Here is a 13,206-nt window from a genome sequence, read left to right as displayed (position 1 = left end):
CTAACCTTTCGTGGAGCCGAGCGTGAGCCCGGCGACGAACTGCTTGTGCAGCAGCTGGAAGACGATCAGGGTCGGCAGCGCCACCAGCATCGAGCCGGCGGCCAGCAGGTTGTAGTCGGTGAAGAACTGACCGCGCAGGTTGTTCAGCGCCGAGGTGACGGGCAGCTTGTCGCCCGACGACATCAGCACCAGCGCCCACAGGAAGTCGTTGTACATCCAGGTGAACTGCAGCGTCGACAAGGCCGCCAGCACCGGCCGGCACAGCGGCATGGTCAGCCGCCAGTAGCGTGTCCACACCCCCGCCCCGTCGACCAGCGCCGCCTCGTCGATCTCCTCGGGGATCGTGCGCATGAAGTTCGCCATGACGAACACGCAGAAGCCGAACTGGAACGCCACGTGGACGAGGATGAGCCCGAGGTAGGAGTCGTACAGCGACATCGAGTCCGACAGCCACGCGGGCAGCGGGATCATCGTGTAGACGGTGTAGAGCGGCGTGATGAGCACCTGCGGCGGCAGCAGGTTGCCCGCGGTGAAGACGATCAGCAGCGTCCTGCGGCCCGGGATGCGCAGCCGCGCGATCGCGAACGCGGTGAACGACGCCAGCAGGAGCGTCAGCACCACGCCGGGGATCACGATGATCAGCGTGTTGAGGTAGTAGCGGGGCAGCTCGGCCTGGCTCCACGCCTGCGTGTAGTAGTCGAGCGTGAGCTGCTCGGGCAGCGAGAAGTAGCCCAGGCGCGCCGTCTCGTCGTACGGCCGCAGCGAGGCGTACACCGCCAGGGCGAGCGGCAGCAGCCACCCGAGCGCCACCAGCGTGAGGAAGACGTGCAGCAGGATCCGCAGCGGCCGGACCCGCCGCGACGGAGCCGGGGGAGCGGAGGCGGTGACGGTCATCGCTCCTCCCGGAACATCTGCGACAGGTACGTGGCGATGAACCCCACCGAGATCGCCAGCAGGATCACCGCGATCGCCGAGCCGAACCCGATCCGGCTCGCCTCGCCCACGATGTTCTCGGTGACCAGCACCGACAGCAGCTCCAGCCCGTTCCTGCCGCGGTTGATCGCGTACACGATGTCGAAGGCCCGCAGCGCCTCGATCACCGTGATGACCAGCACGATCACGTTGACCGGCCGCAGCGTCGGGAACACCACCCGGAAGAACGCCTGCCGCTCGCTGGCCCCGTCGATGGCCGCGGCCTCCTTCAGCGCCGGATCCACCGCCTTCAGCCCGGCCAGGTAGATCACCATGACGTAGCCGACGTGCCGCCAGGCGGCCGCCACCATCACCACCCAGATGTTGACGGAGCTGTCGCCCAGCCAGTCCACGCTCAGCCCGGTCACCGAGTTGAGCACGCCGTAGTCGGAGGAGTAGACGAGCTGCGCGATGAAGCCGACCACGGCCAGCGACAGCACGACCGGCATGTAGAGCGCGCTCTGGTAGAACCGCGACAACCGCAGCCGCCGGTCCAGCAGCACCGCGCAGAACAGCCCGAACGGCGTCGCCACCAGGGCCAGGAAGCCCAGCCAGAGCACGTTGTTGCGGACGGCCGACCAGAACGGCGGATATTCGGCCGCCAGGTCATGGTAGTTCTGGCCGCCCACCCACTCGATGGGCCCGATGCCGCTCCAGTCGGTGCCGGACAGCCCGATGGAAGCCAGCGCGGGCCCCCAGATGACGCCCACGTTGACGACGATGGCCACCCCCAGCCCGATGACCAGGGCGGCCATGTCGCGGGCGGAGTAGCGACGGGTCTTGGCGGCCATCAGCGGAAGATGTTGGCCTTCTGCTGCTCGATGCTCGCCAGCAATGAGTCGATCTCGTCCGGTTCGCTGACGAACGACTGCAGTGACGGGATCATCACGGTGGAGGCGAAGTCGGGACGGGTGTCGCGGTCGAGGAACTGCGCGATGTGCGTGGCCTTCGACACCAGCTCGGCGCCGCGCTTCTGCAGGGCGCTGTAGCCGGAGGTGTCGGCCTTGGAGCTGGCGGCCAGGGTGCCCGGGTCCAGCTCGGTGGCGATGTTCTGCGACGAGGCCTGGGCGAGGTGCTTGAGCAGGGCCTTGGCGCCCTCCACGTTCCTGGCCTTGGCGGAGATCATGTAGCCGTCGATGGGGGCGTCGATGGAGTCCGTCCCGTACGCCGGGTTGATCTCGGGGAAGGTGAAGAAGTCGAGGTCGTCGCGGTCCGCCTCCGGGAACTGCTGGGCGACGAACATCCCGAGCACGTACATCCCGGTCTGCTTCTGCGCCAGCGACTGCGCGGCCTCCTGCCACGTACGGCCCAGTGCCGCCGGCTGGTGGAACTCCATCAGGCCCCGCCAGGTGTCGAACACCTGCCGCACCTTCGGGTCGGTCCACGACTGCTTGCCCTGCATGAGGGAGACGTGGAAGTCGTAGCCGTTCATCCGCATGTTGATGATGTCGAACGTGCCCATCGCCGGCCAGCCGTCCTTGTCGGCGAACGCGATCGGGATGATGTCGTCGCCCTGCATCCTCCTGGCCAGCGCGGTGAGCTCGTCCAGCGTGGCCGGGACCTCGTAGCCGTTCTCCTCCCACACGCTCTTGCGGTAGAAGACCGCCCACGGGTAGTAGCTGAACGGCACGAAGTACTGCTTGCCGTCCACGCCGGTCGACTGGTCCTTGAACGCCTGCGTGTAGTCGGCGCCGATCTCCTGCCAGACGTCGGAGATGTCGACGGCCAGCCCCTGCTCGGCGAAGAACTGCATGCGATAGCCCGCGAACCAGGTGAACACGTCCTCGGGCGTGCCCCTCAGGTAGCGGTTGATGTTCTCCTGGAACGTGTTGTGGTCGACCGTGTTGATCCGCGTCGTGGCCTGGGTGAAGCCCTTGACCACGGTGTCCAGGGTCTTCTTCGGGATCTCGTCGGAGGCGTTGGAGCCGATGGTGACCGTGCCCAGGTTGCCGCCCGGCCCGCTCGCCGGGCTGTCGGAGCCGCACCCGGCGAGGACGGCGGGGACGCCGAACGTGGCGGCGGCACCGAGCAGGAGATGACGGCGGGAGATCGGCAGACGTTGGTCCATGGTGGGGCTCCTCCTTGCCGGACCCTTCACGTTCCCCCGAGTTCGCGCACTTCCATTCATCGAAAAGCGAACATTTCGGACTGTCAACGCACAATTCCATGACGAATCACGCGGAGTATTGGCCGTGCCGCCATGTCATGATGCGAAAAGAAATCCACTTTGAGCCCTTGGGGACCGTGTCGGAACCTGTCGGGATCTGGTGATGCGATGCTCGCCCCTCAGCGTCAACGGGCGATTCTGGAGCTCGTCCGGCTGAACGGCGGCGTACGCGTGGTCGAGCCGGCGCGCGCGTTCGGCGTCTCCGCCGCGACCGGACGGTGGTGCTGGTCGGCGGCGTACGCACGCCCTCCGACGCGCTGGTCGGCCCGGTCGCGGTGACCGCCATCCGCCGCCTCAACGTGGACGTGCTGTTCCTCGGGGTGCACGGCATGACGTTCAGGGCCGGATTCGCCACCCCCAACATGACGGAGTGTGGACGATCGTGCCGGCGAACGCCGGCAGCAGCGGTTCTCGCCTCAGAAGGATCCACGCGTGGGGGATGAACGGGCCAGGAGGCCCGCGAGCGTGGTCTGCAGGATCTCGCCGTACATGGTGGCGAAGTCCACCCGGGAGCCGGCCAGCCGGGGGTCGGCCGTGGCCGCCACGATGGTCGGGGTCGGGTTGCTGAGCGGCCACAGGCCCACCAGCGCGACGACGGCGTACCGTGTGAGCGCGAGCGCGTCGTCCACGCCGAGCCCCGGCACGCGGTCGCTGACCAGGCGCGCCAGCGCGGTGCGGTCGTCCAGGTCGGTGAGCTTGTAGGCGCGTACGGCCTCGGCGGAGACGTTCCGCTCCAGAACGGTCGGCAGCAGACTCCACAGCTGGCACAACATGGGCCGGGCGGCCAGCGAGCCGGCCCACGCCCGCATCACCTGGCCGGCCTCGCACGGCGGGGCCGGCCACTCGCTCGCCAGCGCCTCGAGCCAGGAGCGCCGCAACCGGCTGAGGAGCTCCAGGAAGACGCCCTCGCGGCTCTCGAAGTAACGCACCACATGCGTCTTCGACACGCCCAGCCGCCGCCCGAGCTCCCGGAGGCTGATCTCCTCCACCGGCATCTCCGCCAGCAGCGCCTCCGCGGCGTCCAGGATCTCCCGCCGGCGGAGCTCACGGTGCTCGGGGCGCCGGGCCCGCTGGAAGGCCGGCGCTTCCACGTCGTCCATCGCACCTCCTAGGGACTTCAGGATAGCGGTCCATCGGCCACTTGCTAAGTGTCCGGTGGACCGCTAGCGTCATCCTGTAACGGTCCACTGGACACCTACTTAGTAAGGACGTCTCCTGCCCGCCGGCAAGACCAACGGCGCCTGAGAGTCCGGAGGAGGACCACCGTGAGGGAAGCCCGTGTCACCCTCGGACACACCGGCATCTCCATCCGGCCGATCGGCCTGGGCTGCATGGGGATGTCCCAGTTCTACGGCGACGCCGACGAGGAGGAGTCCGTCGCCGCGATCCACGCCGCCATCGACGCCGGCATCGACTTCTTCGACACCTCCGACATCTACGGCGCGGGCGGCGCGGCCACCGGCCAGCCCGTCAGGGGGTTCGGCCACAACGAGGAACTGCTCGGCCGCGCCGTGCGGGGCATGCGCGACCAGGTGGTCCTGGCCACCAAATTCGGTGCGCGGCTCGGCCCGGACGGCTCGGTGGCCGTCGACGGCCGCCCGGATTACGTCGCCCAAGCCTGCGAGGCCAGCCTGCGCCGCCTCGGCGTCGACCACATCGACCTCTACTACGCGCATCGCCTCGACGCCGCCGTGCCGATCGAGGACACCGTCGGCGCGATGGCGGAGCTCGTGGCCGCGGGGAAGGTACGGGCGATCGGGCTCAGCTCGGTCGGGCCCGACCTGCTCCGCCGGGCCGCCTCGGTGGCGCCTCTGTCGGCCCTGCAGAGCGAATACTCGCTCTGGGCGCGGGAGGTGGAGCAGGAGATCCTGCCCACCTGCCGGGAGCTGGGCATCACCTTCGTCCCGTACAGCCCGCTGGGGCGCGCCGCGCTCGCCGGCCGCTTCACCGGCGACACCGCGTTCTCCGGTGACGACTTCCGCGCCACTCTGCCCAAGTTCCAGGGGGAGAACTTCACGGCGAACCTGCGCCTCGTGGAGGAGCTGAAGGCGTTCGCCGACGAGCGGGCCCACTCCCCGGGGCAGATCGCCCTGGCCTGGCTGCTCGCCCAGCCGTACGACATCGCGCCCATCCCCGGCACGAAGCGGGCGGCGTACGCACGCCAGAACGCCGCCGCCACGGCCGTCCCGCTCAGCGCGGACGACGTCGCCTACCTGGCGCAGCTGTTCGACCCCGCCCGGGTGCGCGGCGGCCAGTACGGCGCGCTCAACGTCCGCCCCCGTGGAGCCGGCGAGCATGCGAGCCGGTGAGTCACCTGGAAGGCGGGCCCGCCTGCTGCGCGGACCCGCCCTTCACGCAGGAGCTAGTTGACGTCGAGCTTGCGCTGGATGCCGAGGAGGATCCGCATCATCTCCGTCTGGGTGTCCAGCATGGACTGCTGAGTCGCCAGCATGGACTGGTGGCTGCCCTCCAGCCCGTCGAGCCTCTTCTCGACCCCGTCGAACCGCTGCTCCACCGCGTCGAACTTCTTCTCGAACTTGGCGTCCAGGCGCTTCACGGCGTTGGCGACGCCGTTGATGCGTTCGGTGAGGTCCTGGCCGAGCTCGAGCTGGTCTGCACGGATCTTGATGAGTTCGTTGTGGATCTTGCTGACGAACTCGATACCCGCTTCCTTGATGCTCACGGCATTCTCCCTTACCTTTGGGCAAGGGACCGGGGATGGTAAGGATCTCCGGTCCCGTTTTCTTTGCCCCGAGAATACTCCGCGACGTCCGGGCGGCAAGGAGGGATCGAATGGAGATTCCCCTGTTCAGGTAGCCAATGGGTCGGGCAAATTCGGAATAATCCGCATATGTTGCGGCGACGATTTCCGGCGGCCCTGGTGTTCCTTCTCGTCCTTTCCGGATGCGAATCAGGAGCTCCGAATTCAGCGCCCCATCTCGAAGCCCGGAGAGCGCGAGACTTCGCAGAGGACGGGCTCGGCGACGCCGGCCGCCGCCGATCTCGTCGGCGCGCCGTACGCGGAGGTGGTCGGTCAGGGTGGGTCCGCGGGCGCGGTCCACGTTCCGCGCGGCGGTGCACAGGACATCAAGCCGTGCGGTGATCTACAACGTAAAGGCGGGCGATCGGGGCGGTCAAGCTCCGGCTGCGCGTACGGCGACGCCGCCGCCCACCTGCCTGGCAGTCGACGGGCGATCACGGCCCGGCACCACGGGCTTGTCGAGGTCCGCGACCGAGGTGGCCGACTCCTCGTCCTGGCGTGCGCCACCGCCTCGGCGCCCCTCGGCCGGACGGCCGCCTCGTGGTGGCGCGGGCGACTCGGCGCCGGTCATGTCGCCCAGGATTGCGGGCGCGACCTGGTCGCCCCGGCGCTGCCCGGCGGCAACCGGCCGGTCGCATTCCATGGGACGGTGTTCGGCGTGCCGCGGAGTGACCGTCTTCGGCCCCGGCCACCGGCCGCGGCGAGCCGGTCATGAGCCGTTCCGGCCAGATCGAGGGCGCGGCGTCGGCGAGACGCTCGGTTGAACGCTCAGGCGTACAGCTCGTCGATCTCCTTGGCGAAGTCGCGCATCACGATGTTGCGCTTGACCTTGAGGGTGGGCGTCAGGTGACCGCTGTCCTCGGTGAGGTCGTTGCCGAGGATCGTGTACTTCTTGATCTGCTCGGCCTTCGACACCATGAGGTTCGCCCGGTCCACGGCCGCCTGGATCTCCGCCCGCGTCTTCGGGTCGGCGCGCAGCTCCGCCACGGAGGCGCCCGGCGGCAGGGCCTCGGGGTCGAGGGTGATGAGCGCGGCGACGTAGGGCCGGCCGTCGCCCACGAGCATCGCCTGGGAGATCAGCGGATGGGCGCGCAGCGCGTCCTCCAGCGGGCCGGGCGCGACGTTCTTGCCCGCCGCCGTCACCAGGATCTCCTTCTTGCGCCCGGTGATGCGCAGGTAGCCGTCGGCGTCGATCTCGCCGGCGTCGCCCGTGTGGAACCAGCCCTCGGCGTCGATCACGTCGCCGGTGGCCTCGTCGTTCTTCCAGTAGCCCTGGAAGACGTTGCGGCCCTTGGCCAGGATCTCGCCGTCGTCGGCGATGCGCAGCGCGACGCCCGGCAGCGGCTTGCCGACCGTGCCGATCTTGTTGGCGCCCGGCAGGTTGACCGAGCACGGCGCGGTGGTCTCGGTCAGCCCGTAGCCCTCGAACACCTCGATGCCGACGCCGCGGAAGAAGTGGCCGAGCCGGTCGCCGAGCGCCGAGCCGCCGCACACCGCCGCCGAGAGCCGGCCGCCGGTGGCGGCGCGCAGCTTGGCGTACACCAGCTTGTCGAAGACGGCGCGCTGCAGGCGCACGCCGAGGCTCGCCCCGCCCGTGCTCTCCGCCTTGCTCCAGGCCACGGCCACGTCCACGGCGCGGGCGAAGATCTTGCCCTTGCCGCCCGCGATGGCCTTCTGCTCGGCGGCGTTGTAGACCTTCTCGAACACGCGGGGCACGCCCAGCAGGAACGTGGGCTGGAAGTCCTGCAGGTCGGGGGCGACGTTCTTCATGTTGGGCGTGTGCGCGAGCACCGCGCCCGCCTCGACGATCGCCACCTGGATGATCCGGGCGAAGATGTGCGCCAGCGGCAGGAACAGCAGCGCGGACGGGCTCTTGCCGGCGAACAGCGGCTCCAGCGGCCCCCGCAGCGTGTTGAGCGCGGTGAACAGCAGGTTGTCGTGGGTGATCCGGCAGCCCTTGGGCCGGCCGGTGGTGCCGGAGGTGTAGACGATCGTGGCCAGGTCGGCCGCGACGACCTGCTTCCTGCGCTCGGCGACGTCGAACGCGGTGACCTCGCCGGTCTCCAGCGGCTGGTCGACCCGCCAGACGCTCTTGATGCCGGGCGCCGCCTGCATGACGGTCTCGTCGTGCCCGTCCAGCTCGACGAACACGGCCGTGGCCCCGCTGTCCTCCAGGATCCAGCGGACCTGCTCGGCCGAGGAGGTTTCGTAGATCGGCACGGTGACCGCGCCGATCGACCAGACGGCGTAGTCGATGAGCGTCCACTCGTAACGCGTGCGCGACATCAGGGCGACGCGGTCGCCGTGCTCGACGCCCGCCGCGATCAGCCCCCTGGCCAGCTCGACCACCTGGTCGCGGAACTCGGCCGCGGTGACCGCCGGCCATCCCGCGTCGGTCTTGCGCCGCAGGACCACGGTGCCGGGCTCCCGCTCGGCCCGCTCGAACACGGTGTCGGTCAGGCTGGCGGAGCCGGGCACATCGACCAGAATGGGCACGCTGTACTCGCGCACGGATCAACTCTCCTCTTTGGTGACCGCCAGGACGTTACCGCGTCAAGTTACGCACGGGTAGGTTTGTCATAGAGGCGTTATGAACGGCGTTCAACACGCTAGCAGCCGACACTCGTAGGATTTCCCTCATGAGGGTCCATGTCGTCAGCGACGTCCACGGCAGAGCAGACGCGCTGGCCAGGGCCGGTGACGGCGCGGACGCGCTGATCTGCCTCGGCGACCTGATCCTGTTCGTCGACTACGACGACCACGCCCAGGGCATCTTCCCCGCCCTGTTCGGGGCCGACAACGCCGCCGAGTTCATCGCCCTGCGCACCGCCAAACGCTTCGACGAGGCCCGGGCCATGTCGGCGCGGCTGTGGGCCACGCTCGACGGCGACCCCCGCGAGCACATCGAACGCAACGTGCGCGCCCAGTACGCGGCCCTCTTCGCCGCCATGCCCGTCCCGGCCTACCTGACGTACGGCAACGTCGACCTGCCGCGCCTGTGGGCCGACTACCTCAGGCCCGGCCACCAGGTGCTCGACGGGCAGGTGGCCGAGATCGGCGGGCTGCGGTTCGGGTTCGTGGGCGGCGGGCTCCAGACGCGCTACCGCACCCCGCACGAGATCAGCGACGAGGAGTACGCCGCCAAGGTCGAGGCCGTCGGCGAGGTGGACGTGCTGTGCTGCCACATCCCGCCCGCGGTGCCGGAGCTGCTCTACGACGTGGTGGCCCGGCGCTTCGAACGCGGCAGCGAGGCCACGCTCGAGGCCATCCGCCGCACCCAGCCGCGCTACGCCCTGTTCGGCCACGTGCACAACCCCCTCCGCCCCCGCGTCCGCATCGGCCGTACCGAATGCGTGAACGTGGGGCATTTCCGGGGGAAGGGTGTGCCGTACGTGCTGGAGTGGTGACCTGACCGCTTCGCGGTGCTGCGTCGGCCGGTCCACCGCAAGTTGCGGGTTGTGCACTACGGTGGTCGCATGCCTGATCGCACCACTTCGAGCATCACCATCGGAGCCGGCCGCGCCGAGGTCATGGCGGTCATCGCGGACTTTCCCAGCTACCCGGAATGGGCCGGGCAGGTCAAGACCGCCGAGGTCGTCGACACCGGCTCCGACGGCCGGGCGCTGACGGTGCGGTTCAAGCTGGACGCCGGCCCGATCAGCGACACCTACACCCTCGGCTACACCTGGGACGGCGACGACGGCGTCAGCTGGAAGGTCGTCGAGCCCGGCACGATGGTCTCCGATCTGCGGGGGAGTTACCGGCTCTCCGATGCGGGCAGGAGCACCGAGGTGACGTACGAGCTGGCGGTCGATCTCAGCGTCCCCATGATCGGCCTGATCAAGCGCAAGGCGGAGAAGGTGATCGTGGACACCGCGCTCAAAGGCCTGAAGAAGCGCGCCGAGAGCCGCGCCAGTTGAGCCCGCGCGTCCTGCTCTTCACCGGCAAGGGCGGCGTCGGCAAGACCACGGCCGCCGCCGCGACGGCCACGCTCGCCGCGCGCCGCGGGCTCAAGACGCTGATCGTGTCCACCGACACCGCCCACTCGCTGGCCGACGCGCTCGCCGTCGAGCCCGGTGAGATCGCGCCGGGCCTGCACCTGCACCAGGTCGACACCCAGAAGTCGCTGGAGCGCCACTGGGGCGAGCTGCAGGACTACGCCAGGAACGCCCTGGTCGAGCTGGGCCTCGACGAGATCACCTCCGAGGAGATCACGGTGCTGCCCGGCGCCGAGGAGGTCATCGCGCTGCTGGAGCTGCGCGAGCGGGCCCGCGAGGACCGCTGGGACGTCATCGTCGTCGACTGCGCGCCCACCGCCGAGACACTGCGGCTGCTGGCCCTGCCCGAGGCGCTCGACTGGCACGTCAACCGGCTGCTGCCGGTCGGCCGCAGGCTCGTCCGGCTGGTGTCGCCGTTCATGCGCAGCGTGGCCCACGTCAGCGCGCCCGGCCAGGACGTCATGAGCGCCGGCGAGCGTTTCCACCGCGGACTGATGGAGGTGCGCGAGTTGCTCACCGGCGACCACGCCTCCGTGCGGCTCGTGCTCACGCCCGAGACGGTGGTGCTCGCCGAGGCCCGGCGCACCCTGACCTCCCTCAGCCTGTACGGCTACCGCGTCGACGCCGTCGTGGCCAACCGGGTCTTCCCCGCGGAGGGCGCCGACGGCTGGCGGGCCGGCTGGGTGGCGGCGCAGGCCCGGCTGCTGGCCGAGGCGGAGGAGTCGTTCGCGCCGCTGCCGGTCCATGTCGTGCCGTACCTGGCCGCCGAGCCGGTCGGCGTGGACGCCCTGGCCGAGGTGGGCGCCAAGATGTACGGCGCGTCCGACCCGTTCGCGCCCCACGAGGTCGAGCCGCCGTTGCGGCTCAGCTCCGACGAGCTGGAGCTGGCGTTGCCGGGCGCCGACCGCGACGACGTCGACCTGGCTCGCAAGGGTGACGAGCTGATCGTCACGGCGGGCCCGTACCGCAGGATCCTGGCGCTGCCCGCGGCGCTGGCCCGCAGGAAGATCAGCGGGGCGGCGCTCCGCGACGGCGTGCTCCGCGTGCGGTGGGCGCCGTCGGGCCCGCCCACGGGGTCCCCATCTGGACTACCGTCCAATTCGGGGAGCGAATCCGCAACCTGATGAGTTGAAGAGATGAGCGACCCCGGACGCATGGAGGACCACATGACCGAGAGCAACGACAGAGACCCCATCGGCACCGTCGCCGACGAGGCACGCAAACTGTTCGAATCGATTCAGGGGCGGGCCACCCGCCAGGTCGGCAGGAGCGTGGTCAACTCGTTCACCGACTCCTTCACCGGAGGCGGCCGGCGTGAGCGCGACGTGTGGGAGGAGGCGGTCTCCGACACCCACGACGAGTACGTCTGCCGCGCCTGCCCCCTCTGCCGTGCGATCGCCGCGCAGCGTGAGTCGGGCCACGACGTGACGGGCCACCTCGTGGCCGCGGGCGGTGAGCTGTTCGCGGCGTTCCGCGGCGCGCTCGACGCGCTGAACAGGCCCGCCCCCCGCAGGCCGGCCGGCGAGCGCGGCAGCGACGGCCACAGCGACGGTCACAGTGACGGTCACAGTGACGGTCACGGCGAGCGCGACAACGTGGAACGCATAGATCTGGGATAGAGGAGACACGGGGCATGCTCACGATCGGTGTCGACATCGGCGGGACGAAGGTGGCCGCCGGCGTGGTCGACGACAACGGCGAGATCGTCGCAAACACGCTCAGGCCCACCGCCGCCGACCGCCCCGACCTGGTGGCGGAGACGGTGGCCGACGTCGTTCGCGAGCTGTCCGCCGGCAGGGAGATCGAGGCCGTCGGGGTGGGCGCGGCCGGGTTCGTCGACGAGACCCGGTCGATGGTGCGCTTCGCCCCCAACCTCGCCTGGCGCGAGGAGCCGCTGCAGAAGAAGATCAGCGGCCTTGTCGGCCTGCCCGTCGTGATCGAGAACGACGCCAACGCCATGGCCTGGGGCGAGACCCGGTTCGGCGCCGGGCGGGGGCAGTCCCACGTGGTCTGCCTGACACTCGGCACCGGCATCGGCGGCGGCCTGGTCTTCGACGGCGCCCTCTACCGCGGGCGCTGGGGCATGGGCGCCGAGCTGGGCCACATGCAGGTGCTCCCCGGCGGCCGCCCGTGCGGCTGCGGCAACGTCGGCTGCTGGGAGCAGTACGCCAGCGGCCAGGCCCTGGTCAAGGAGGCCAGGGAGATCGCCGCCGCCGACCCCGGCCGCGCCCGCACGCTGCTCGGCCTGGCCGGCGGCAAGATCGAGGGCGAGGAGGTCACCGAGGCCGCGCAGCGCGGCGACGAGGCCTCGCTGGCGGCGTTCGACGTCTTCGCCGACTGGCTCGGGCAGGGCATGGCCGATCTGGCGGCCATCCTCGATCCCGGCTGCTTCATCATCGGCGGCGGCGTCTCCAGGGCCGCCGACCTGTTCCTCGACCGGGCCAGAAGGGCCTTCGCCGAACGGCTCACCGGCCGCGGCCACCGCCCGCTGGCCGACATCCGGCTGGCCGAGCTGGGCGCCTCCGCCGGCATGGTGGGCGCCGCCGACCTCGCCCGCCGGCGTTAGGGCCCGCCGTACGTGACGATCAGGGTCGCGACCTACAACCTGCACGGGATGCGCGACAGCGTGCCCGCGCTCACCAGGGTCATCACCGCCATGCGCGCCGACGTGCTGTGCGTGCAGGAGGCGCCCAGGTTCGGCCGCTGGCGGGCCAGGCGCGCGGCGCTGGCCGCGGCGGCGGGCCTGGCGGTGGCGACGCCGGGCCGGGTGGGCGGCGTGGCCGTGCTGACCGGGCGGCGAGCCCGCGTGGTGCACGCCGAGAGCCACCGGCTGCGCGGCTTCCTCGGGCTGGAGCGGCGCGGGCTGGCCGTCGCCGTGGTGCAGGCGGGCGGGACGCGCCTGGCGGTCGGCTCACTCCACCTCGACCTCAGCGGCCCGGCCAGGATGCACCACGCCGCCGAGGCGGTGGCGCTGATGGAACGCGTGTCCGCCCGGTTCGGCGCGGCCGTCGTGCTCGCCGGCGACCTCAACGAGCAGCCGCACCAGCCGGCCTGGCGCTATCTCGCCGCCCGGCTGGCCGACTGCTACGCCGCGGCGCCCAAGGGCGACGGCCCGACCTTCTCCGCCCGGCGGCCGTCCGTACGGATCGACGGCGTGTTCGCCGCCCGCGAGGCGCGGGTGGTGTCCTGCGGGGGAGTGGACGCGGAGATCGCCGACCTCGGCGCGGCCAGTGACCATCTCCCGGTCGTGGCAGAGTTGCGACTTGGGCACTAAAGGGCAAGAGGGGCCGGTCAGCCCGTAGCATTTG

At 70.5% G+C, this 13,206-nt stretch carries 16 protein-coding genes; 9 read left to right on the top strand and 7 right to left on the bottom strand.

What is annotated here, in order from left to right; all coding sequences use genetic code 11:
- From ACIBP6_RS18420 to ACIBP6_RS18410, 3 genes are read right to left on the bottom strand one after another with little or no spacing between them, the layout of a single operon-like run.
- Entirely contained in the window at positions 1-894 is an 894-nt protein-coding gene (locus tag ACIBP6_RS18420; protein WP_397053555.1) for a carbohydrate ABC transporter permease, read from the bottom strand.
- On the bottom strand, positions 891-1,763 hold the full coding sequence (locus ACIBP6_RS18415) for a carbohydrate ABC transporter permease (protein WP_397053553.1): 873 nt from the start codon (positions 1,761-1,763) through the stop codon (positions 891-893). The genes ACIBP6_RS18420 and ACIBP6_RS18415 overlap by 4 nt, the downstream gene beginning before the upstream one ends.
- Positions 1,763-3,040 carry an ABC transporter substrate-binding protein gene (locus ACIBP6_RS18410; RefSeq protein ID WP_397053551.1) on the bottom strand — a complete coding sequence of 426 codons (1,278 nt, stop codon included), beginning with the start codon at positions 3,038-3,040 and terminating at the stop codon, positions 1,763-1,765. The genes ACIBP6_RS18415 and ACIBP6_RS18410 overlap by 1 nt, the downstream gene beginning before the upstream one ends.
- A 207-nt stretch (positions 3,041-3,247) precedes the next feature.
- Here ACIBP6_RS18410 and ACIBP6_RS18405 point away from each other — a divergent pair, with 207 nt between their 5' ends.
- Together ACIBP6_RS18405 and ACIBP6_RS18400 are read left to right on the top strand one after the other, a co-directional pair.
- Positions 3,248-3,418 carry a hypothetical protein gene (locus ACIBP6_RS18405; RefSeq protein ID WP_397055392.1) on the top strand — a complete coding sequence of 57 codons (171 nt, stop codon included), beginning with the start codon at positions 3,248-3,250 and terminating at the stop codon, positions 3,416-3,418.
- Complete coding sequence (locus ACIBP6_RS18400) at positions 3,358-3,582, top strand: hypothetical protein (protein ID WP_397053549.1); 225 nt, start codon at positions 3,358-3,360, stop codon at positions 3,580-3,582. Before ACIBP6_RS18405 ends, ACIBP6_RS18400 begins: the two co-directional genes overlap by 61 nt.
- Here ACIBP6_RS18400 and ACIBP6_RS18395 read toward each other — a convergent pair.
- The gene (locus tag ACIBP6_RS18395; RefSeq protein ID WP_397053547.1) at positions 3,556-4,239 is read right to left on the bottom strand and encodes a TetR/AcrR family transcriptional regulator; all 684 of its coding nucleotides are present in this window, start codon (positions 4,237-4,239) and stop codon (positions 3,556-3,558) included. The genes ACIBP6_RS18400 and ACIBP6_RS18395 overlap by 27 nt on opposite strands.
- Positions 4,240-4,404: 165 nt before the next feature.
- Here ACIBP6_RS18395 and ACIBP6_RS18390 point away from each other — a divergent pair, with 165 nt between their 5' ends.
- Complete coding sequence (locus ACIBP6_RS18390; RefSeq protein WP_397053545.1) at positions 4,405-5,448, top strand: aldo/keto reductase; 1,044 nt, start codon at positions 4,405-4,407, stop codon at positions 5,446-5,448.
- Between the two features lie 53 nt (positions 5,449-5,501).
- On the opposite strand, the gene ACIBP6_RS18385 is transcribed toward ACIBP6_RS18390, so the two are convergent.
- The 3 genes from ACIBP6_RS18385 to ACIBP6_RS18375 all read right to left on the bottom strand — a co-directional run bounded on the left by ACIBP6_RS18385 (position 5,502) and on the right by ACIBP6_RS18375 (position 8,411).
- Positions 5,502-5,822, bottom strand: a complete 321-nt coding sequence (locus ACIBP6_RS18385) for a hypothetical protein (RefSeq protein WP_397053543.1) — start codon at positions 5,820-5,822, stop codon at positions 5,502-5,504.
- Between the two features lie 451 nt (positions 5,823-6,273).
- Entirely contained in the window at positions 6,274-6,543 is a 270-nt protein-coding gene (locus ACIBP6_RS18380; RefSeq protein WP_397053541.1) for a hypothetical protein, read from the bottom strand.
- A gap of 125 nt (positions 6,544-6,668) precedes the next feature.
- Positions 6,669-8,411, bottom strand: coding sequence for an AMP-dependent synthetase/ligase (locus ACIBP6_RS18375; RefSeq protein ID WP_397053539.1), 1,743 nt, complete (start codon positions 8,409-8,411; stop codon positions 6,669-6,671).
- A gap of 128 nt (positions 8,412-8,539) precedes the next feature.
- Here ACIBP6_RS18375 and ACIBP6_RS18370 point away from each other — a divergent pair, with 128 nt between their 5' ends.
- From ACIBP6_RS18370 to ACIBP6_RS18345, 6 genes are all read left to right on the top strand, one after another.
- Positions 8,540-9,307, top strand: a complete 768-nt coding sequence (locus ACIBP6_RS18370; RefSeq protein WP_397053537.1) for a metallophosphoesterase family protein — start codon at positions 8,540-8,542, stop codon at positions 9,305-9,307.
- A gap of 69 nt (positions 9,308-9,376) precedes the next feature.
- The gene (locus tag ACIBP6_RS18365; RefSeq protein ID WP_397053535.1) at positions 9,377-9,820 is read left to right on the top strand and encodes an SRPBCC family protein; all 444 of its coding nucleotides are present in this window, start codon (positions 9,377-9,379) and stop codon (positions 9,818-9,820) included.
- A complete protein-coding gene (locus tag ACIBP6_RS18360; protein ID WP_132612848.1) occupies positions 9,817-11,022 on the top strand; it encodes an ArsA family ATPase in 1,206 nt (401 codons plus the stop codon). The genes ACIBP6_RS18365 and ACIBP6_RS18360 overlap by 4 nt, the downstream gene beginning before the upstream one ends.
- A gap of 42 nt (positions 11,023-11,064) precedes the next feature.
- Positions 11,065-11,517 carry a DUF5304 family protein gene (locus ACIBP6_RS18355; protein ID WP_397053533.1) on the top strand — a complete coding sequence of 151 codons (453 nt, stop codon included), beginning with the start codon at positions 11,065-11,067 and terminating at the stop codon, positions 11,515-11,517.
- A gap of 14 nt (positions 11,518-11,531) precedes the next feature.
- Positions 11,532-12,464 carry an ROK family glucokinase gene (locus ACIBP6_RS18350; RefSeq protein WP_397053531.1) on the top strand — a complete coding sequence of 311 codons (933 nt, stop codon included), beginning with the start codon at positions 11,532-11,534 and terminating at the stop codon, positions 12,462-12,464.
- A gap of 12 nt (positions 12,465-12,476) precedes the next feature.
- A complete protein-coding gene (locus tag ACIBP6_RS18345; RefSeq protein ID WP_397053529.1) occupies positions 12,477-13,172 on the top strand; it encodes an endonuclease/exonuclease/phosphatase family protein in 696 nt (231 codons plus the stop codon).
- Positions 13,173-13,206: the final 34 nt, after the last annotated feature.

This window comes from Nonomuraea terrae (assembly GCF_044465245.1).
Taxonomy (GTDB): domain Bacteria; phylum Actinomycetota; class Actinomycetes; order Streptosporangiales; family Streptosporangiaceae; genus Nonomuraea; species Nonomuraea terrae.
This window is presented reverse-complemented; position numbering and strand designations above follow the sequence as displayed.

Coding starts and splice junctions, on each gene's coding strand:
- ACIBP6_RS18395 (WP_397053547.1), bottom strand. CDS start 4,239: ATGGACGACGTGGAAGCGCCGGCCTTCCAGCGGGCCCGGCGCCCCGAG.
- ACIBP6_RS18410 (WP_397053551.1), bottom strand. CDS start 3,040: ATGGACCAACGTCTGCCGATCTCCCGCCGTCATCTCCTGCTCGGTGCC.
- ACIBP6_RS18415 (WP_397053553.1), bottom strand. CDS start 1,763: ATGGCCGCCAAGACCCGTCGCTACTCCGCCCGCGACATGGCCGCCCTG.
- ACIBP6_RS18350 (WP_397053531.1), top strand. CDS start 11,532: ATGCTCACGATCGGTGTCGACATCGGCGGGACGAAGGTGGCCGCCGGC.
- ACIBP6_RS18365 (WP_397053535.1), top strand. CDS start 9,377: ATGCCTGATCGCACCACTTCGAGCATCACCATCGGAGCCGGCCGCGCC.
- ACIBP6_RS18370 (WP_397053537.1), top strand. CDS start 8,540: ATGAGGGTCCATGTCGTCAGCGACGTCCACGGCAGAGCAGACGCGCTG.
- ACIBP6_RS18380 (WP_397053541.1), bottom strand. CDS start 6,543: ATGGAATGCGACCGGCCGGTTGCCGCCGGGCAGCGCCGGGGCGACCAG.
- ACIBP6_RS18420 (WP_397053555.1), bottom strand. CDS start 894: ATGACCGTCACCGCCTCCGCTCCCCCGGCTCCGTCGCGGCGGGTCCGG.
- ACIBP6_RS18355 (WP_397053533.1), top strand. CDS start 11,065: ATGACCGAGAGCAACGACAGAGACCCCATCGGCACCGTCGCCGACGAG.
- ACIBP6_RS18405 (WP_397055392.1), top strand. CDS start 3,248: ATGCTCGCCCCTCAGCGTCAACGGGCGATTCTGGAGCTCGTCCGGCTG.